This is a genomic window from Clostridium sp. MCC328, from assembly GCF_018785465.1.
Taxonomy (GTDB): domain Bacteria; phylum Bacillota; class Clostridia; order Lachnospirales; family Lachnospiraceae; genus Pilosibacter; species Pilosibacter fragilis.
This window is the reverse complement of sequence record NZ_WQPW01000096.1, coordinates 1-19,456: the sequence shown is the minus strand read 5'-3', so window position 1 is coordinate 19,456 and position 19,456 is coordinate 1. Positions and strand designations below refer to the sequence as shown.

Genomic DNA, 19,456 nt, shown 5'->3' with positions numbered 1-19,456 from the left:
CCGGATGCTCACCTTTTTTGTTAATATTTCGTATCGTTACTTCTATTTTTTGCAAAAATCTTGCATATTTTTGCTGGCAGGAGTATAATAAATTGATTTTATAAAATTTTTATAATTTTAATTTTTGTATAACAATTAGATTGGAAAATGGAATGCAGTACACAAGAGAATCCGCAATAGAGCGGCTGTTAAAGAATTACGAACCTTATTATGATATTCACAGGATGATCAATGGCGACCAATCCCTGATCACAGCCCGCTGTGATTTTTTTGAGCATTCCGGACAGTATGTCATCTCAAAAAAGGCGGAATTGTGGTCCGCGGACAATGAGGAATTCCTGTATCTCGTGAATGTTCCGCATCTGACGCTGGATCTTTTTGAAAGCTTAAAGAATGAGATCCACGAGGATGGCATGGGCCGGATCCATGTTGGACCAGGCCATATGGCTTCCTATATTACGGCAGTCTTTATCTGCGATACCTGTGATGAGGACGCAAGGAAAGCCTTAAAAAAATGCCGTATTTACAAAAGTTTTCATTTTTCCCTGCATGGCTGGATGAATTTTCATGCGGCGTTGGTGGAGGTGGATGACGGGAAGGTCACTTCAAACGCAAGCGGTCACCATGTTGCGAAAATTTTGAAAAAGATATTATATGATACCAGGGGGAAAAGGTCTTAAATCCGATGCAGGCTTGCCTGCAAGAGGTTTTTTGACCTTGGACCCCGCCAAAAACATGAATAAGCAGCCATTTTTCGCAGAAAAATGAGCGGATTATGAATGTTTTTGAGTATTGTGAGAGCACAAAGTGCGGAACAATACGGTATCAAAGGGGCCAAAAACTTTTGACCCCAACATTATTATATTTTAAAAGAAAGGGAGATAGCAACAATGAATTCATTAGTACTTCTCATCGTCTGTGTTGCCATTCTTGGCATCGGCTATGTCTGCTATGGCGGCTGGCTGTGCAAGCAGTGGGGCGTAGGCGAAAGCAAAACAGAGACACCGGCTCATACAATGGCAGACGGTGTTGACTATGTACCGGCAAAAGCTCCGGTTCTTATGGGACACCATTTCTCATCCATCGCAGGCGCAGGCCCGATCACCGGACCGATCGGTGCAGCTATGTTCGGATGGCTTCCGGTGACCTTATGGATCCTCATCGGAGGTATTTTCTTCGGCGGTGTCCATGACTTCGGCGCACTGTTCGCATCTGTCCGCAGCAAAGGACAGTCCATCGGAGAGATCATCTCCGCAAACATGAGCAAACGTGCAAAGCAGCTCTTCATCATCTTCTCTTACCTGACCCTGATCTTAGTCGTAGCTGCATTCGCTTCGATCGTTGCTTCCACATTCGGCGCAGTTTACGATGAAAGCGGCGCTCTTGATATGGCGAAATCTGCGACTCCGGCAACTGTAGCAATGATCTCGATCCTGTTCATCCTGATCGCGATCGTGTTCGGTTTCTGTGTATACCGCCGCAACATGCCGATGGGCATCGCTTCCGTATTCGGCGTTCTTGCGATCGTTCTGATCATGGCGATCGGAATGAACTTTCATCCGATCTACCTTTCCACAAAGACATGGATGTGGATCGTTGGTCTCTACATCGCCATCGCTTCTGTAACACCGGTATGGATCCTTCTCCAGCCGCGTGACTACTTAAGCTCCTTCCTTCTCTACGCGATGTTGGCAGTCGCAGCGTTCGGTGTCATCGTCGCTCATCCGACCTTCGACTCCACCTTCCCGGCTGTGACAAGCTTTGCAGTTGACAATGGAAATGGTACCCAGTACATGTTCCCGGTGCTGTTCACGACCGTTGCCTGCGGTGCGATCTCCGGTTTCCACTCTCTGGTATCTTCCGGTACCACATCCAAGCAGCTCGACAAAGAGACTGACGCGAAACCGATCGCTTACGGCGGAATGCTCTTAGAGTGTGTTCTCGCAGTTTTAACTCTCTGCGCCATCGGTTACGCTTACAAGTGGAACGCGGTTCATCCGGACCAGGCGTTAAAGGGCGCGACAGCGATCTTCGGCGGCGGTATCGCTCACATGATCGACGATATCATCCCGGGAAGCTACAGCATTTTAAACTCCTTACTGGTACTTACATATTCCGCATTCTGCCTGACTTCTCTTGATACCGCAACCCGTCTTGCGCGTTTCATGTTCCAGGAGTTCTGGCTTGAGCCGGGTGAAACTGCTGCTGACATCAAAGAGGGCTGGAAAAAGGTTATGGTAAATCCGTACTTCGCTACGATCCTCACAGTTGTCCTTGGCATCCTTCTCGGTATGAACGGATACGGAAAGATCTGGGGGCTCTTCGGAGCTGCAAACCAGCTTCTTGCAGGTATCGGCCTCTTAGCCGTTGCCACATGGCTCGGAAACATGGGCAAAAACAACAAGATGTTCCTGATCCCGATGGCATTCATGATCGTCGTTACGATCACATCCCTTGCACTCACAGTTAAGAACCAGATCGGCATGATCGCTGCAGGCGGCGCTGACTGGGGTCCGTGGGCACAGACGATCCTCGGAATCCTTCTGATCTTCCTTGCGATCATCCTTGTTATTGAGGGTGTACAGACACTGTCCAGACAGAAGGCGGCCAAGGCTTAAGTGCCGGGTAAATGATCAGATATTTTAAGAATTGAAAAAGACACGTCATACAGGTTTTAAGTGAAATCTGTATGGCGTGTCTTTTGGTTTACCGGATCTTTTAATCCCGATTTTTCTGTTGTCTGGCAACCGTCCGCCTTTCCATGCGCGGCTTTACAGTGGAATTTTTCTGCCACTTTCCAACCTGCCTGTGGACTGGCAACTCTACAAATAGTTATTTTACCAAAGTTCATACTCCTCAACTGCTTTTGTGAGCTCTTCCCTAAAATCCGGATGAGCGATCTTTATTAATTCTTTTGCACGCTCTTCTACCGTAAGTCCCCTAAGCCATGCGATTCCATATTCGGTAACAACATAGTCCACATCATTTCTGGATGTTGTTACAACTGCTCCTTCATGAAGGAACGGAACAATTTTTGATTTTAATACTTTATTACCGTTCTCGTCCTTTGCATAATATGTGGAATGCATTGCCAGAATTGACTTTCCTCCCGGTGACATCTGTGCGCCCTGAACCGTCTCAGACTGTCCGCCTGTTCCGGACCACTGATGATATCCAACGGTCTCGGAAGCCGCCTGCCCCATAAGGTCCATCTCCAGTGTCGTGTTGATTGATACAAATTTATTGTTCTTTCCGATCGTATATGGATCGTTCGAAAACGTGCTTGACTTAAACAATACGCTCGGATTATCATCAAGGAAATCATATAGTCTCTGGGATCCCATCGTAAAAGAACATACTGAATAACCGTTGTAAAATCCTTTCTGTGAATTATCAACTGCCCCACACTCGATCAAGTCGACCATAGTCTCCGTGAACATTTCTGTATGAATTCCAAGATGCTTTTTTGTTTTCAGTTCATTTGCAACTGCGTTCGGAATGTTTCCGATTCCAAGCTGGATCGTTGAACCATCTTCCACCAGCGATGCTACATTCTTTCCAATCTTCTCGTCCACATCCGTATACGGAACGACCACCGCAGTCGGAATCGGTCTGTCACTTTCAACAAGGACATCTGCCTCTGAAACGTGAACCAGTGTATCCCCAAATGTCCTCGGATAATTTTTATTTACCTCAAGAATCACATATGCCCCTGCGTTAATCAAATCACGCTCATAAATCGCGCTGATGGAAAGTGTCATATATCCACAGTCATCCATCGGAGAAACTGTCGCCATGACCACCGGTCTTCTTCCCTCAAAGCGTACCCGATCCAAAGTCTTTTTTAAGACGGTTGTGGAACACTGCGGAACTGCGCTGACAAGCTTATTCGGTCTTTCTTTTCTCAATGCGGCGCTGAAAAACCATCCATGATGGGACATGATCTTCTTCATTTCCGGATCATGCAGCGCCGGATAATCCATCGGAAGACAAGTGTTTAATATAATATCCCGAACTCCTGTATCTTTTAAATGCTGCAATTCCTGTAAAATTCCTACAGGCTCCGCTGCTGCCTGGGCTGTAAAGATCCAATCACGATTCCGAATCATTTCTATCGCGCCTGCCGCTGTTTTCTTTTTCTGATTATATAAATCTATGTATTTGCTCATATATTTCCTCCATGCTGATATTTATTTAACCGTTAAAACCACATCGGAAATGTTCCGATTGAATTCATGATAAGGATCAGGATAAAGCTTACCACTCCCGCAATGGTCGATGGAATACATACAGCTTTTACAGTATCTCCAACCGTCAGTCCAGACGCGTCCTTCATATACCAGAAGGTTACATCTGTCGGAATAAGAAGGACAAGCTGTCCAATTCCGCAGATAAGACCAAATGCCATTAAAGAAGCTCCGCTGTCAACGAATGTTGACATGAACAGTGAGATTGCTGTGGATCCAGCAACTGTTCCAGCTCCGGTTCCCGCATGAAGGGCTACAAGAAGGATCAGGGCAAGCCACAACAAGTTGATACTCGTATTAGAAAGCATTCCCACGATATATTCACCAACACCTGCTGCCTGAAGAACTCCTGCATAAACGTTTGCGAAACCAAGCATGGTAAGTACAGTTCCGGATTCCTTGATTCCGTCCGCAAAGATCACAGTTGAAGCTCTCGGAAGATAATTTCGAAGTGTCCACATAGAAATCATAGTGATGATAAACATGGATATTCCGGTATTACCGATAAAGGAAAGAAATCCTCTCATAAAGCTGCCATCCGGCGTAAAATACGGTGCGAAAGAACCAATTGTGATCGTTGCGATCGGAATAAGAATAAGGGCAAGAACTAATAATGCAGATGGTTTTGTCGGATCTGCGCTTAAATCAATTGCCTCAGCATCGATCTCATCTACGTGTCCTTTTTTCTTGAGATGGTTTGAAAATAAATAAGCAAAGATCGTGCTGACGATCGCGCCAGGTATCGTGATCAAAATTCCATAGATCATATACCAGCCGATATCGATGCCAAGAAGTCCTGCGAAAAGTACCGGACCGGATGTCGGTACGACCGCGCATGCTGTAAGCAGAGACGGAACGACAAATGCTGTGAGGTATGCCGGAACCGGTCTTCCTGTCAGTTTTGACATTGGTCGAAACATTGGAATCACAATTGCGCAGGATGCCAGAAGTCCTACCGGAATGGAAAGGATATATCCGACAATTGCCATCGCGATCAGATCATATTTGTTTCCCACAATGCGTACCATGAATTTTGCAAATTCTGTTACACCGCCTGACTCATTTAAATACTGGCTGAATGTAAACGCAAAAACCATCAAGATACCCGTACTGACTAAAATACTTCCGAATGAGCTATTAAACGTTCCGGCAATTGAACCGAAATCAACTCTTCCAATAATGGCTGCCACGATCGCGCCGATAAAAAGACAGAGTGACGGATTCAACTTTTTCGACAGGATCAGGACAATGATCACTGCCAGCGAAATCACGAACGTCCAAAGTAAATACATATCATTCATACATTTTCCTCCTTCGTGTCTTTATGTATTTATTTGCTAAATTCAATATATCATTCTTTGTTTTTTTAGTAAAATTGACAAAATTCATCAACTTTATTCCTAAAATTCATGAGCTCATTCTTGTAAGATTCCCCTCCCAAAAATTTTCCTCTCCGACTCTTTCCTACAGCTATTATCCGGATTTATGGCAACAAAAAAGATCTCCACGCACGGTTCTGATTCGTACGTGAAAATCTTCCTAATAGTTCTGTCATTCTATAAAATTTTTTACAACATTATTCCGGCACATTTCCCAGAAATTCTGCATTGCTGATGTCACCGGTCTGTCTTTTCTCCGAATCACCGACATGCCCCAGCCGAAATCCGGGTCACTCAGATGGATCTGTTTTACTCTGGAATTATTGAATTTTTCAATCAGCGGTCTCGGCAGAATACTGATTCCCTGATTATTTGCTACCATTTCGAAGATAAACTCCCATTGATTGCTTTCAAAGGCAAATACTGGTTCACAGTTTATTTCCCTGAATTTACTCATCACAAAATCATAGTATTTATATTCTTTTCCAACCATAAGAATCGGCTCTCGAATAATTTCAGACGCAGAGACACTCTTTCTGTCCGCAAACGGATGGTCATTTGACACAAGAAGAACCGCCTCTGACTGTACAACCGGCTCTTTTTCAATTCTCTGATCTTCAAACGGCTCAATGACAACACTCATATCAAGTACCCCATCCAGCACCATCTTAATTCCTTCTTCAGTGTTTACTTCTTTTACAAGCAAGCTGCTTGATGGATATTGCCTTTTATATTTATAGATCATAGAGGAAAAGTACATTGCACCGGACGTCGGAGTGATTCCTATGCTGAATTCATCCTTATTCTTTTCAAGTTCACAGAGAAGCTGCTTTGTTTTTTTATCGAAAAAATCCAGTATTTCTGAAGCATAGACAAACACTGTCTCTCCATCTCTTGTGAGCTGAAAGTCTTTAGCTCCCCGATCGATCAAAACGGTACCAAGTTCACTCTCCAAAGACTGAATTGCCTTGCTCAATGCTGACTGTGTCACAAAAAGTTTATTGGCTGCCTTCGTAAAACTCTTTAGCTTTACCGTTTCAGCAAAATATTCCAATTGTCGGTTATTCATAGCAACCCCCCTTTTCCTACCCCAATATGCTTATTGTACCACTCCCTTTCCCTTTCATGCAATGAAAAAAGACACCATACTAGTGTCTTTTTTCATCTTCCTATTCATTCCGGATCGCCGCCAACGGACTTAATTTCATCGCCCGCAGTGCCGGGAAAAGTCCGGCCAGCATGCCGATGAGGACCGCAAAGACCACAGCGGATCCGGAAAGCCACAGCGGGATCCTTGAGATCGCTCCGGAGCCGCCGGTCATACCGGAGAGACTGGCTCCCAGAAACTTATTGATGGCCGCAGAGACGCTGTAGCTTAAGCCAAGTCCCAGAACGCCTCCCATAAATCCGATAAATCCCGCCTCCATCAAAAACATCGTCCGGATATCTCCAAGCGCACATCCCAAAACCTTCAGCACACCGATCTCCTTCGTTCTCTCATAGATGGACATCATCATCGTGTTTGCAATTCCGATGGCCGCCACAAACAGCGATACAGCACCGATGCCTCCGAGGACCGCCTGGATCATATCCGTCTGCTGCTGGGCCTGTTCGAGCCACTGCATGCTACTGTAGGCCTCGTAGCCCATATCTGTGATCGCTTTCTGGACCTCCGTCACATGCTCCATATCGTCCACATTCACGTAAATCATATTGTAGACAAAATAATTGTAGGGTTTTCCCTTTTTATTTGTCGGCTGTCCGGGGATCGGGTTCTTCCGGTAGATCTTTTTCAGCTGGGTCTTTAACAGATCGATATCCGTGTAGATCTGGTATCCATACTCAGAAAATCCGTTCTCGCCGCCATCCACCAGAGCGCAGGCCGGGAAAAGATACTTTTTCTGGCTGCTTTCATCCCCGTTTCCCACATTCTGGAGCATGGTAAAAAACGGCTTGTGTATAAGATCCACTTTTGAAAGATCCTCGCCGTCCCAGCTTCCCTTTCCGGTCTTGCTGTTATAAAAGTTGTCGGAAACCATATTTCCGACGATAAACTCCAGCGTCGCCGCATTCTTGTCCGGAAGTTTTCCCTCCGCCAGCGGAATCTGTTCCAGCTCCTCTCTGGGCATTCCCACAATGTTCGAATATCCCTGATAAACTCCCTGCTTCAGATTCACATCTGTCTCCAGAATCGGGGACACACTCTTCACATGTGGGATCTTCGCAAGCTTCGTCACCGTGGCGTCCACGAGGTAATCGTCCTCGGACTGGTTCCCGTATCCGGAACTGATCTGGATCCTTGTGAGACTTCCGAAGGAAGCATAGGATTCCACGGTATTTTCCTTCAATCCGATTCCCAGAGAGACCATGACTATGATGGAGGCCGTGCCGATGACAACACCCAGAACGGTAAGTCCCGTCCTGAGTTTCCGTCTGCGCAGGTTATTGATGCTCATGATGAGCAGATCAAAGAATCTCATCGTCCATTCCCGCTTTCTTCTTTTTGCGTCTGATGACCACAAGGATCACAGCTGCAAGGACCACTCCCACGATTCCCACCGGAATCGCGAGATGTTTCAGTTTATCCGTCGTGGACGGTTCCGGCTGTATATCGTCACTGCTCCAGGTATCATCAACATTGCTTTCATCCATGCTCTGATCCTCATTTACCATAAGCTGGATCTCTTTCTCGACCGTGGAGACTTTTCCGTTCTCATCCTCATATGTAATGGAGAGTTTTACCTTTCCATCATCCGCGGTCGGCGCGATTCCGTTGATCATCGTATCCACGTTTCCGCTTTTTCCGGGTTCGATATTTCCCACATAGCACTCATTTTTCTGGATAGAATCAGCCTCAAAGACCGCGTTCACGTTATAGAGCATGACTTTTCCGGTGTTGTTGATGGAGAACATCACGTTTGACTCCTCGCCGACGGAAATAGCATCCGGCATGACCTCGATGGTACCGGTATTTAACCGTGCCTCCTGCTTTAATCCAACCGCGATCTTTACGGCTTCCTTCGCGTTCTTAAATTCCGGGCTGTCATACTGCTCATTGATCGTGATCGTGTAGGAACGCTGTTCCGCTGTGGGACTTGAGGAAAATTTTATCGTCAGCGTGTCGGATGCTCCCGGTGCCAGAGAATTGACAACCACGGAGTTTGAACCGTTCACCGTCGTAAATACCGGACTATCGCTCACTGTTTCCGACTCGAAGGTAAACAGGATATTGCTTGCTACGATACTGTTGGAAGCGTTTTTCATGCGCACCTTCAGCGTAAAATCCTGTCCGGCATAGATCTCCGCAGGATCCGTCTCAAAGCTGTCGACGATGATACGCGCCTTTGTTCTTTCGTTCTCGCCTGCTTCAGAATCCAGAGAATCATCCTCGTCTTTTCCATAGACCCGCACATAAAAGGTATCCTCAATGGGAGCAGCAAAGTTTCCATTCTCGTTTTCCCGGTAACGGATCTTAAACTTGATCGGGTAATAGCCTGATTTCGCCTTTTCCCGCACCGCCATGCTGAACGGAACCGCCACCGTCTGATCCGGGTTCATATTTCCCATCTGCCGGTCATAATTTCCGTCATTGATCTCAAACGGAAACTTCGTGATATCCTCAGAGAGCTCCATATCGACACGCACATCGTAGGCGGTCTTATAGCCGGTATTTCTCACGTTTACATCGAAATTCATGACCTCGGAATAGTTCGCGGACGGGGTGGGCTGATTCTCGCCGAGGGCGAATGCTACCGGCTCGGAGCTGTCCTCATCTGTCTCGCTGGTTCCCGTTGTCTTCTTTGTCTCGATCCACGCCATGATGGTCTTTGCGTACTCGGAGGACATTCCGTCCTCGCCCTGAGCGCGCTTTGAGATATAGATCAGAATCGGATAATAACCCTCTTCCAGACCTTTTTTTACATTGACATTCAGGTTGACGGTCTTTTTCGCTTTTTTGTTTACATGACCGACCTTATAATGGCGGTTTAAGGAATCCGTCACCTCAAAGGGATAGATCGTCTTCATGGACTGGACGATGCTGCTCTCCTCGCTGTCACGGTCCTCCGTCTTTGTGATCTCATCGGAATAATGGTTCCGGAAATCATCCTCGGAGGCGATCCAGATTTCTGTCTCGATCCAGTCTTTGTCCTCCATGTTCATGAGTGTCACGGAGACGGTTCCGTTTTTTCCGATATATAAAGTCGGCGTTTTTCCGATCACAAGGCGGACGGTATCATTGTCGTCATCCATCCGATATACCTGTGGGATCGTCTCCGCCGCTTCTGTTGTCTCCTTCGCCGCGAATGCAGTTGCCGGGACTGCGCCCATCAGCATACACGCGGCAAGGAATGTTGCCATCCAGCGTAATCCTTTTATTTTCATACTGTTCCTCTCCTCCTGGCTGTTCTATTTTAGTCGTTTGTGTTAGTTTTTTATATTTTTGCGTTTATTCCAAAATTTTGTCGATTGTTATTCTGACTTTCCCTCTATCCGGTGTTCTTCTGCTTCCATAACTGTCTCTATTTGCTCTTCTGCTGCCGGATTCTTAGATTTCCCCTCCGCCTGCGCCTCTGCCGCCGCCTGCATGGATTCCTCTAACTGCACAAGATCCACCTCGTGGTGGTTCTCCTCGATACTCACGATCTTTCCATCGATGATCTTAAAGATCCGGTCCGCGTAGGTCGCCAGATTGTTGTCGTGGGTAACCATCACAAGCGTCTGTTTCTGTTCTCTTACGACCTTCTGCATGAGTTTTAAGACTTCCATCGTTGTCTTCGAATCCAGGTTTCCCGTGGGCTCGTCCGCGAAGATGATCTGCGGGTTCATCGCCAGGGCTCTCGCGATTCCGACTCGCTGCTGCTGTCCGCCGGACATCTGATTTGGCATATGGGTCATAAATTTTTCAAGTCCCACAAGCTTTAAATACTGTTTCGCCCGCTTGATCCTCGCTGCCCTCGGCATTCCCCGGAATGATAACGGCAGCGCCACATTTTCCACCGCATCCATCGTCCCGATCAGGTTGTAGGACTGGAAGATAAACCCGACCCGCTCTCTTCGGAAGGTCACAAGCTGTTTTTCATTCAACTTTTCTATATGTTTTCCGGCGATCACGATCTCACCCTTTGTCGGATGCTCCAGACCTGCCAGCATGTTTAAAAGCGTCGATTTACCGGAACCGGACGGTCCGGTGATCGCACAGAATTCGCCCCGGTGGATCTCAAAACTCACACCGTTTAACGCGTAAACCTTCTCCTCGCCCATGCGGTAAACCTTATACAGATCCTTTACCTGTATCACCGCATCTTCCTTCTGCTGCATCCGTCCGCCCCCTTCTTCTTAAATTTTTACAGCGTTTTTTCGCCGATTCTTTTTATATTTCAAGTATATCGTTCCCATCGTGTTCTGACTATATAAAATTACTTAATTATTCTTACAATTTCTTACGTTCTTCCAAATCCGCAGAACCCACGGTCAATTCTCTCCGCAGTCATAGAAAAAAGGGAATCTCTCCGGTTTTACTGAAACCGTAGAAATTCCCTTTGCGCCTTCCCTATTCCATTTTTTCCTTCTTCCCGGAAAGTCTCCTCTTAAATTCTTTCAGGTACTCTTCCAACGACACATACTGTCCATTATTTACCCGATATGATGGATTCCACATCCGCACGACCCGGACCTCTGCCTCGTCCTTCTTTGCTTCCTTCACCGGTCGGTAGTCCCTGTCCGCAAAGAATACATCTCCCCGGACCAGATCCTTCCATTTCATATAGATCTCACGGTTCTTTTTCTGCTTTTTATTCTGGAAAACTTCCATAACGATCAGGCGGAAGAGATCCTCGCCGCAGCAGACCACGGTCTTTGGATTTAAGAGACGGATCTGCTTCTTGATAAACTCGATATAATACTGGCCGTAGTCCATGCTGACTTCGTCGGCCGCGCCTTTTCCACCGCGCTTATTGATATAGAGGACTGCTGCCTTTTCCCTGAGCTTCTTTCCTGAAAGCTTACACTCCTCGCCGGGATGTTTTTCCTCCCAAAGGATCTTCTGCATGCTTGTGAGATAATCCAGATATTCCACCCGGCCGGAGGGACTTTTTCCGGATAGGAAATCCGCGCGGATGTCCGATGCCACCGGCATTGTCTCACCCTTCTGGATCATCTTTCTCATATTTGTCTCTTTTAATATGTAAAGCGTCCCGTCATAATGTTCCGGATCCGCGATTCCGTCGACATGAAAATTTCTCTGATCCAGCTCCGGATAGCAGGTGTTCCCAAAGGGATCTTCCTCCATCTGCTGCATCAGCTCCCACAACACAAAAAGTTCCTCTATAGAGCGGCATTTCGCGACCTGCCCTTCCAGAACGATCTGTTCCATCGTCTTTCTCATAGTTCCTCCACCGCACGTTTCCCGCAGTTTTTAATTTACGTTTCCGACTTTCTCCAATGTCCTTTTTCCACGGGATTTCACAAATTTCATCTGGCTGTTCTTCCTGCCCTGCAGAATTTGTCCACTTATTTTTCTTTTGTTTCTCTGCGTTCACTGTTTCATATTTTAACACAATTTTCTTAAAAAAAATAGTGGAAATTCTGTTTCAGATTCGCTATAATAGTGAAAATGCCTAAGTGCGGTCACATACGATGCGGACCGCCGTGGGGCCTGAAAGGAGATTATAAACATCATGAGACACATGTTAAATCCTCTTGACTTTTCTCTTGAGGAGACGGAAAGTCTTTTAGAACTTGCCGCCGACATTGAGAAAGACCGTTTCCGATACGCACATGTATGCGACGGAAAGAAATTAGCTACTCTCTTCTATGAGCCAAGCACAAGAACCCGTTTAAGCTTTGAAGCTGCCATGTTAAATCTTGGAGGTTCCGTTCTCGGATTTTCCTCCGCTGATTCCAGTTCCGCTTCCAAGGGCGAAAGTGTTTCCGATACAATCCGTGTTATTTCCTGTTACGCAGATATCTGCGCGATGAGACATCCAAAGGAAGGCGCCGCTTATGTAGCCTCCACCAAATCTTCGATTCCTGTTATTAACGCCGGAGACGGCGGTCACCAGCATCCCACACAGACCTTAACCGATTTATATACGATCCGTTCTTTAAAGGGCAGACTCTCCAATATGACGGTCGGACTCTGCGGAGATCTGAAATTTGGCCGTACCGTTCACTCCCTGATCAACGCGCTGTCCCGCTACGAGGGAATCCGTTTTATCCTGATCTCCCCGCCGGAATTAAAGGTACCGGATTATATCAAAGAGAGTGTCCTTGATGCCAAAAATATCGAGTACCGTGAGACGACCAGTCTTGATGACGCGATGGAAGAACTGGATATCCTCTACATGACAAGAGTCCAGAAGGAGCGTTTCTTCAATGAAGAAGACTACATCCGCATGAAGGACTGCTACATTCTTGATAAGGATAAGATGAAGCTTGCGAAACCGGATATGTATGTGCTTCACCCGCTCCCGCGTGTCAACGAGATCTCTGTTGAGGTGGACGATGACCCGCGTGCCGCATACTTTAAACAGGTCCAGAACGGCGTATATGTCCGTATGGCTCTCATTATGACATTACTGGAGGTAGAAAAACCATGTTAAATATCAGCGGAATCCGGGAAGGTGTTGTCCTTGACCATATCCAGGCGGGCAAGAGCATGGATATCTATCGCTATCTGCGCCTCGGCGAGTTAGACTGCACAGTCGCGATCATCAAGAACGCAAAGAGCAACAAGATGGGAAGAAAAGACATCATCAAGATCGAGGGACCGTTAGACTCCATCGACCTTGATATCCTCGGCTATATCGACCACAACATCACCGTCAACATCATCCGCGACGACAAGATCGCCGAGAAGCGCACCCTGCATCTCCCGAAGATCTTAAAGAACGTGATCCACTGCAAGAACCCGCGCTGCATCACCTCCATCGAGCAGGAGTTGCCGCATATTTTCTATCTCGATGATAAGGATCATGAGGTATATCGCTGCAGATATTGTGATGAGAAGCACAGTTAATTCCGCTTCCGCAGGTTGCGAAGTGCTGTAAAACGCAGAAAAGAGAACCATCCCCGGCGCGATCCGCCGGGTTTTGGTTCTCTTTTTTTCTTTCTATCTTTCTTTCATTATAATCTCGCGATCACAGCATCCACATACTCTTCCGTAGATGCCTCACCATGGAGATCTCTTGTCAGGTGCTTTCCTTCTGCAAGGACCTCATCCACTGCTTTTCGGATGCGGGATGCTGTCTCATTTTCACCAAGATACTCAAGCATCATGCATGCAGACCACAGGAACGCCGTCGGATTTGCAAGGTGCTTTCCGGCAATATCCGGAGCACTTCCGTGAACGGCTTCGAACATTGCATAGTCGGCACCAATGTTGCTAGACGGCACAAGACCAAGGCCGCCGATCAGGCCGCTGCAGAGATCGGAAAGGATATCACCGTAGAGGTTCTGCATTACCATCACATCAAACTGGTTCGGGTTCATGACAAGCTGCATGCAGGTGTTGTCGATGATCTTGTCATCAGCCTCGATCTCCGGATAATCCTTTGCGACTTCGCGGAAGATCGCAAGGAACATACCGTCGGACATCTTAAGGATGTTTGCCTTGTGAACGCAGGTAACTTTCTTTCTGCCGTTTTTCTTTGCGTACTCGAAGGCGTCACGGATGATGCGCTCAGATGCATTCTTTGTGACGATCTTGATCGCGTGAACCGTGTTCTCATCGATCTGCTCTTCTTTTCCCACATACAGACCTTCGGTGTTCTCACGGAAGATCACGATATCCACGTTCTTAAACGGAGTTTTTACCGCGTCATTGGACTTTACCGGGCGGATATTCGCGTAGAGGTCATACTTGCCGCGCAGGGTAACGTTTAAGGAACGGAAGCCCTTTCCAACCGGGGTCGTGATCGGGGATTTTAAGAGGACTTTTGTGCGCTCGAAGGAAGTATACGCCTCGTCCGGGATCAGGGCACCGTTTCTCTTCCACTCATCCTCGCCGACATTGTAGATCTCATACTCTAACGGCGCATCTGCCGCTTTTAAGATCTTTAAGACATTGTCCACTAACTCCGGACCGATTCCATCGCCGCGAAATACTGTTACTGTGTGTTTCATAATTAAAACTCCTCCTGATTTTTAAATTCCCAGCAGATCTGCCGGTATCGTATGTGTCATATGGTATACCTGCTCTTCGGGGATCCCATGATCCAGCAGGTACTGCATATATTCTGCCATTTCAATTTCCCAGTGCGGGTTTTCTGTCTGGCCGCCGTCTGTGTCAACCATGACATTTTTGTATCCGGCTTCTTTGATGATCTCAAGGTTATCCGGCAGATTGCTCTTATACGTTCCGCCGCCCATGTTCTGGGCATAACAGCGCTCCAGGATCACATCGTAGTCCTTTACCATGCGGATCTGATCCTCCATGGTCATTCCCACGACCCACCATTCCGGATGGGTGATTACGATCTTCTTCACCCCAAGGTTTCTGGCCGCCTCCACCACCGTGAAGGATTCCTCCGGTGAGATGTGCGCCGTGCCGAGAACCGCGTCATAGTCACGGACAAGCTCCAGAATCGTTTTCAGCTCCGGAACGATCATCCCGTCTTTTACGACCTCCACGCACTGGCTCGTGTTCTGCTTCATCTTCTCCAGATGGTTCTTTGCCGACTGGGTCGGAAGCCAGACGACCTTTGCGCCCATGCGGAGTGCCACGTCAACGGCCTTCGGATTTATTCCGCCGACCGCCCGGTTCAGCGTGATCCCACCGAACATAGTGAAGTCGTTCGTCTTTCCATGTACGATCTCGTTGTGGCGGTTACAGAGATATGCCCGGTCCACCGTCGATCCCTGATGAGTCTTGATCACGATGGCCCGCGCACCCACACGGATCGCAGCTTCCATCAATTCGAAATCATCATAGGCACGAAGGCGCAGATCCGGATTTGTATGAACATGCATGTCAATAACACCCTTCATAAGATCCATTTTCATCTGCTTTGTTCCTCTCTGATCATTTTTTACTGTTGCTTTCTTACGGGAATCATTTTATACTAAATTTGTTATTAAAAAAAGTCCTAAAATCATATACCCGGTATCGATATTTCCGATAGCATTTTTTGAACATGATCCGGTATCCTACAGGCTGCGAATTGGAGATACCGCCTGTTATTCCGATAATCTTCTTACCTGCCAAACGGCTGAAAGGAAACTATATCCTATGGACCTGAAGGAATTAAACTATGTTGTGACCGTCGCCAACGAGGGAAGTATCTCCCGCGCCGCGGAGAAACTTTTTATGAGCCAGTCCAGCTTAAGCCAGGCGATCCGAGTCCTGGAGCAGGATCTCGGGACCTCTGTCTTCGTCCGCACTACCCGCGGAGTCCGGCCAACTGCCGCCGGGGATGCTTTTATTTCCCACGCAAAGCAGATCCTGCAGCAGTACCGCACTGCATGCAGTGAAGCCGCAGACATCGAAAATCTCAACGGCGGTACCATGATCTTCGGGATCAGCACCTACCGCGGCACGTATCTTCTGCCGCCGGTCTTAAAGCGGTTCCGCACCCTCTATCCGAAGGTCCATGTTGAGATCTGTGAGATGGACAGCATTGACCTCGAGGACCAGCTCCTGGAAGGTCTTCTTGACCTCGCCCTGATCGCTGCCCCTCCGGTCCGGATCAGACACGGCGTTTCGCCATTCATGCGCGATGAGATCATGATCGTCACTACCGCGGATCATCCGGTCATGGAATTCGCCAGAACATGTGAATCCGATCCGGAGCTTTCCTGGATCGATCTCAAGGACACCGCCGCCTTCGAATATATTTTCGGACCACCCAATACCGTGCTCGGCCGTGTTGGCCGTCAGGCGCTGCGGGATGCCGGAATCGAGCCCATTGGACAGGGCACCGATCTCTCCGCCTCCTTCGCCGCCGCTATGGCAAGAGAAGGTGCCGGTCTCGCCTTCACCTACCGTTCCTGCCGTGTCCCAGGAGATCATTTCCGCTATCTCCGAGTAGGAAAAGAAGGAATCTTCCTTGACCTCGCCCTTGCATGGCCCGCCGGAAAATACCGCTCCCGGGCAGCATCAGCACTGGCAGAACTGTTTCAGGAGATGGCTCCGGAGCTGCTGCAAAGATGATGGAAGCCTTAACGAAACCAGCATCTTCCCTGACGCCTTCGAGGCGTCACGTGCGGTCGCCTGCAACAATCTACATCTTCGCGCGAGTGCGCAGTATGGAGCAATACGGTATCAGAGGGAGATTTTGACCCCTACATCATATAATGCGTATATCTAATTGTGTTCTATATGTTTTGTGGGTTTTATAAATATTATTCGCTGTGTTTTTGTGATGTTTTTATTTATATTCGCTATGTTTTTGTGTGATTTCAATTGATATTTGCGATCATTTTATGTATACTTATAGTAAGGAAACGGAGGTGTGCACATGTATTTAAAAAGAAAAGTCGATGATTTTCTCTGTGAATGGAAATCGGATCCCAACCGAAAACCACTTGTCATCAAAGGAAGCCGTCAAGTCGGAAAGACAGAATCCATCAAACATTTTGCGGCAGCAAACTACGAGAGTATCATTGAAATCAACTTTGTAAGAGATGAAAAATACAAGGGAATCATTTCCGACGGATATGAGGCATCCGACATTATAAAAAATATCTCTCTGATCGATCCGTCAAAGAGATTTATTCCGCAAAAGACACTCATCTTCTTTGACGAAATTACCGAATTTCCGGAGATTGCTACATCCCTGAAATTTTTCTGTATTGATGGACGATTTGACGTCATCTGCAGTGGATCCATGTTAGGCGTAAACTATCGTAAAATTGAGAGCAACAGTGTCGGATATAAAAAAGACTATGAAATGTTTTCCTTAGATTTCGAAGAATTCTTATGGGCAAAAGGTTATGATGACACAACCATTCAGAGTATGCTTGCCCACATAAAAGAACTGCGTCCATTTAATGAACTGGAAATGAAAGTTTATCATTCCCTCTTCCTGGATTTCTGTGTTTTAGGCGGCATGCCGGCAGTGGTAACTGAGTATATCCAACGAAATACGTTTGAAAATTCTCTCAACACGCAACGGCAATTGATTTCTGACTATAAAGAAGATATCCGCAAATATGCACAGGGGATCGATCAGACAAGAATTTTGAATGTTTTCAACCGGATCGCACCGCAGCTCGCAAGAGAAAATAAAAAATTTCAAATTTCAAAAGTCGCATCCGGTGCAAGATTTCGTGATTACCGCGGATGTGCAGAATGGCTTGTCGATGCCGGTATGGTAAATATCTGTTATTGTCTGGAATTTCCGGAACTTCCTTTAGGAGGCAATTATGATCCGGATGTTTTTAAACTGTATTTTGCTGACACGGGCCTTCTGGTTTCCATGCTGGACGATGAATCACAGGAAGACCTGAGAGCCAACAAAAATCTCGGCGTTTATAAGGGCGCTTTATATGAAAATATTGTCGGGGAAGCTCTGGTCAAGCAGCATTATAAGCTATATTACTATAAGCGGGATACATCCACGCTTGAAACCGATTTCTTTATCCGTTCCATGACTTCGCTGATTCCAGTGGAAGTAAAAGCAGCAACCGGAAAGGCAAAATCCATGAATACTCTGATCAGCTCGGACCACTATCCCGATATTCGGTATGGCTTCAAATTTTCCGCACAAAATATCGGTCACGAAAACTTCACTTATACGTTCCCTTATTTCTGTATATTTCTTCTGAAACGATTTATGGCGGATTTTCATCCTGCGGAAGAACGCATATCAGAATAGAATTTCCACAAACAGACTGCCAGCAAATTCCGTTTGTAATGAACGGCATTTGCTGGCAGTGATTCCTTTACACTATATTTCTCAGATACTACTTTTCCTTTATTTCCCAATAGCCTGTTCTGGTTGAACCTACTCTCTTTATCTTGCCATCATCCATTAGTTTTTTCATCATTCTCTGGACAGTTCTCCTTGATAACGATAGCTCTTCGGCCAAATCTGTCTGTGTAATACAAGGGTTCTGTTCCAGACATGATAACAATCTGCCTTCCATATTATCAACATCATGATTAGCGCCATTGGCGTCAAGAACAGCGTCATCAGTGGCGCTATTTGTCATCTGATTCAAAAGTTCATCTAAAATGTTATCTATTTGAGCCAGCATAAATTCAATAAATGCCGTAGATTCTCCCTCCACTGCATTTTACGGAGCTCAGCGGTCGCCATTCTGTTTTAGAACGGCCGCTTTCCGAAGTCAACGGCCGCCTATTTTTTAGTTAGAAGACCACCGCTTATCGTGTGTTGATCTTAACTGTGTAGTGCTTTGTAGCTCTCTTCATGATGGAATTGGCAGATACCTCATCGTTAAGGATCATCGCTTTCCAGTTATCCGGATCACGCTGTGAGCATACGATGGTGCTTTTCCTCTGCTCGTTCCGCTTCTCCAGAAGTTCAAAGAGGATTTTAATCTCTCTTTCGTCAGTGATTGTGTGAAGCAGGAAGTCATCCAGGATGATCAGTTCCCATTTGAGATACTTCTTCATCTTGCGAGCATATTTATCGTAATCCTGCTCTTTAAGAGCTACCATGCTTTCCAAAAGTTCCTCGCTGTGAAAGTAACCGACGTTATATCGGTTGCAGGCCTTTATGCCGATAGCTTTTGCAAGGTAAGACTTTCCGGCATCTGATTCTCCAAGAATACAGAGATTGTAGCCTCTTTGAATATTACGGGTACTTTTACACCACTTGTCCGGATTGAGGAAACCATTGTTCCGGATTGATGGAAACCGCTCTTCCG

At 46.7% G+C, this 19,456-nt stretch carries 17 protein-coding genes; 6 read left to right on the top strand and 11 right to left on the bottom strand.

Annotated elements, in window-relative coordinates; all coding sequences use genetic code 11:
* Nucleotides 1-152: 152 nt before the first annotated feature.
* On the top strand, nucleotides 153-680 hold the full coding sequence (locus GPK83_RS12965) for a hypothetical protein (protein WP_215704959.1): 528 nt from the start codon (nucleotides 153-155) through the stop codon (nucleotides 678-680).
* Between the two features lie 210 nt (nucleotides 681-890).
* Nucleotides 891-2,618, top strand: a complete 1,728-nt coding sequence (locus GPK83_RS12960) for a carbon starvation protein A (RefSeq protein ID WP_117566374.1) — start codon at nucleotides 891-893, stop codon at nucleotides 2,616-2,618.
* Nucleotides 2,619-2,837: 219 nt separating this feature from the next.
* On the opposite strand, the gene GPK83_RS12955 is transcribed toward GPK83_RS12960, so the two are convergent.
* The 7 genes from GPK83_RS12955 to GPK83_RS12925 all read right to left on the bottom strand — a co-directional run bounded on the left by GPK83_RS12955 (nucleotide 2,838) and on the right by GPK83_RS12925 (nucleotide 12,011).
* Nucleotides 2,838-4,169, bottom strand: coding sequence for an acetyl-CoA hydrolase/transferase C-terminal domain-containing protein (locus GPK83_RS12955; protein WP_117566373.1), 1,332 nt, complete (start codon nucleotides 4,167-4,169; stop codon nucleotides 2,838-2,840).
* A 32-nt stretch (nucleotides 4,170-4,201) separates the two neighbouring features.
* The gene (locus GPK83_RS12950) at nucleotides 4,202-5,548 is read right to left on the bottom strand and encodes an SLC13 family permease (protein ID WP_117566372.1); all 1,347 of its coding nucleotides are present in this window, start codon (nucleotides 5,546-5,548) and stop codon (nucleotides 4,202-4,204) included.
* 250 nt (nucleotides 5,549-5,798) lie between these two features.
* Nucleotides 5,799-6,695, bottom strand: coding sequence for a LysR family transcriptional regulator (locus GPK83_RS12945; RefSeq protein ID WP_117566371.1), 897 nt, complete (start codon nucleotides 6,693-6,695; stop codon nucleotides 5,799-5,801).
* A 100-nt stretch (nucleotides 6,696-6,795) separates the two neighbouring features.
* Entirely contained in the window at nucleotides 6,796-8,106 is a 1,311-nt protein-coding gene (locus GPK83_RS12940) for an FtsX-like permease family protein (RefSeq protein ID WP_215704958.1), read from the bottom strand.
* Nucleotides 8,093-10,009 (bottom strand): CARDB domain-containing protein, encoded by a 1,917-nt coding sequence (locus tag GPK83_RS12935; protein WP_252196356.1) that lies wholly within the window; start codon nucleotides 10,007-10,009, stop codon nucleotides 8,093-8,095. Before GPK83_RS12935 ends, GPK83_RS12940 begins: the two co-directional genes overlap by 14 nt.
* 87 nt (nucleotides 10,010-10,096) lie before the next feature.
* A complete protein-coding gene (locus GPK83_RS12930) occupies nucleotides 10,097-10,945 on the bottom strand; it encodes an ABC transporter ATP-binding protein (RefSeq protein ID WP_215704957.1) in 849 nt (282 codons plus the stop codon).
* A gap of 232 nt (nucleotides 10,946-11,177) precedes the next feature.
* Nucleotides 11,178-12,011, bottom strand: a complete 834-nt coding sequence (locus tag GPK83_RS12925; RefSeq protein WP_215704956.1) for a hypothetical protein — start codon at nucleotides 12,009-12,011, stop codon at nucleotides 11,178-11,180.
* 292 nt (nucleotides 12,012-12,303) lie between these two features.
* Here GPK83_RS12925 and pyrB point away from each other — a divergent pair, with 292 nt between their 5' ends.
* Both pyrB and GPK83_RS12915 read left to right on the top strand, forming a co-directional pair.
* Nucleotides 12,304-13,227, top strand: coding sequence for an aspartate carbamoyltransferase (pyrB, locus tag GPK83_RS12920; protein WP_144365365.1), 924 nt, complete (start codon nucleotides 12,304-12,306; stop codon nucleotides 13,225-13,227).
* Complete coding sequence (locus tag GPK83_RS12915; protein WP_215704955.1) at nucleotides 13,221-13,643, top strand: aspartate carbamoyltransferase regulatory subunit; 423 nt, start codon at nucleotides 13,221-13,223, stop codon at nucleotides 13,641-13,643. Before pyrB ends, GPK83_RS12915 begins: the two co-directional genes overlap by 7 nt.
* Before the next feature lie 107 nt (nucleotides 13,644-13,750).
* Here GPK83_RS12915 and GPK83_RS12910 read toward each other — a convergent pair whose 3' ends face one another.
* Nucleotides 13,751-14,749 (bottom strand): isocitrate/isopropylmalate dehydrogenase family protein, encoded by a 999-nt coding sequence (locus GPK83_RS12910; protein WP_215704954.1) that lies wholly within the window; start codon nucleotides 14,747-14,749, stop codon nucleotides 13,751-13,753.
* A 21-nt stretch (nucleotides 14,750-14,770) separates the two neighbouring features.
* Nucleotides 14,771-15,628, bottom strand: coding sequence for a DUF6282 family protein (locus GPK83_RS12905; protein WP_117566366.1), 858 nt, complete (start codon nucleotides 15,626-15,628; stop codon nucleotides 14,771-14,773).
* A 226-nt stretch (nucleotides 15,629-15,854) separates the two neighbouring features.
* Between GPK83_RS12905 and GPK83_RS12900 the strand changes: the two genes are divergently transcribed.
* Entirely contained in the window at nucleotides 15,855-16,775 is a 921-nt protein-coding gene (locus GPK83_RS12900) for a LysR family transcriptional regulator (RefSeq protein ID WP_215704953.1), read from the top strand.
* Between the two features lie 307 nt (nucleotides 16,776-17,082).
* Nucleotides 17,083-18,441 carry a DUF4143 domain-containing protein gene (locus GPK83_RS12895; protein ID WP_215704952.1) on the top strand — a complete coding sequence of 453 codons (1,359 nt, stop codon included), beginning with the start codon at nucleotides 17,083-17,085 and terminating at the stop codon, nucleotides 18,439-18,441.
* Between the two features lie 88 nt (nucleotides 18,442-18,529).
* On the opposite strand, the gene GPK83_RS17385 is transcribed toward GPK83_RS12895, so the two are convergent.
* Together GPK83_RS17385 and GPK83_RS12885 are read right to left on the bottom strand one after the other, a co-directional pair.
* On the bottom strand, nucleotides 18,530-18,856 hold the full coding sequence (locus GPK83_RS17385; RefSeq protein WP_215704951.1) for a winged helix-turn-helix transcriptional regulator: 327 nt from the start codon (nucleotides 18,854-18,856) through the stop codon (nucleotides 18,530-18,532).
* A 94-nt stretch (nucleotides 18,857-18,950) separates the two neighbouring features.
* Nucleotides 18,951-19,456, bottom strand: a 506-nt coding sequence (locus tag GPK83_RS12885; RefSeq protein WP_252196355.1) for an ATP-binding protein, incomplete at its 5' end; no start/stop codon positions are given.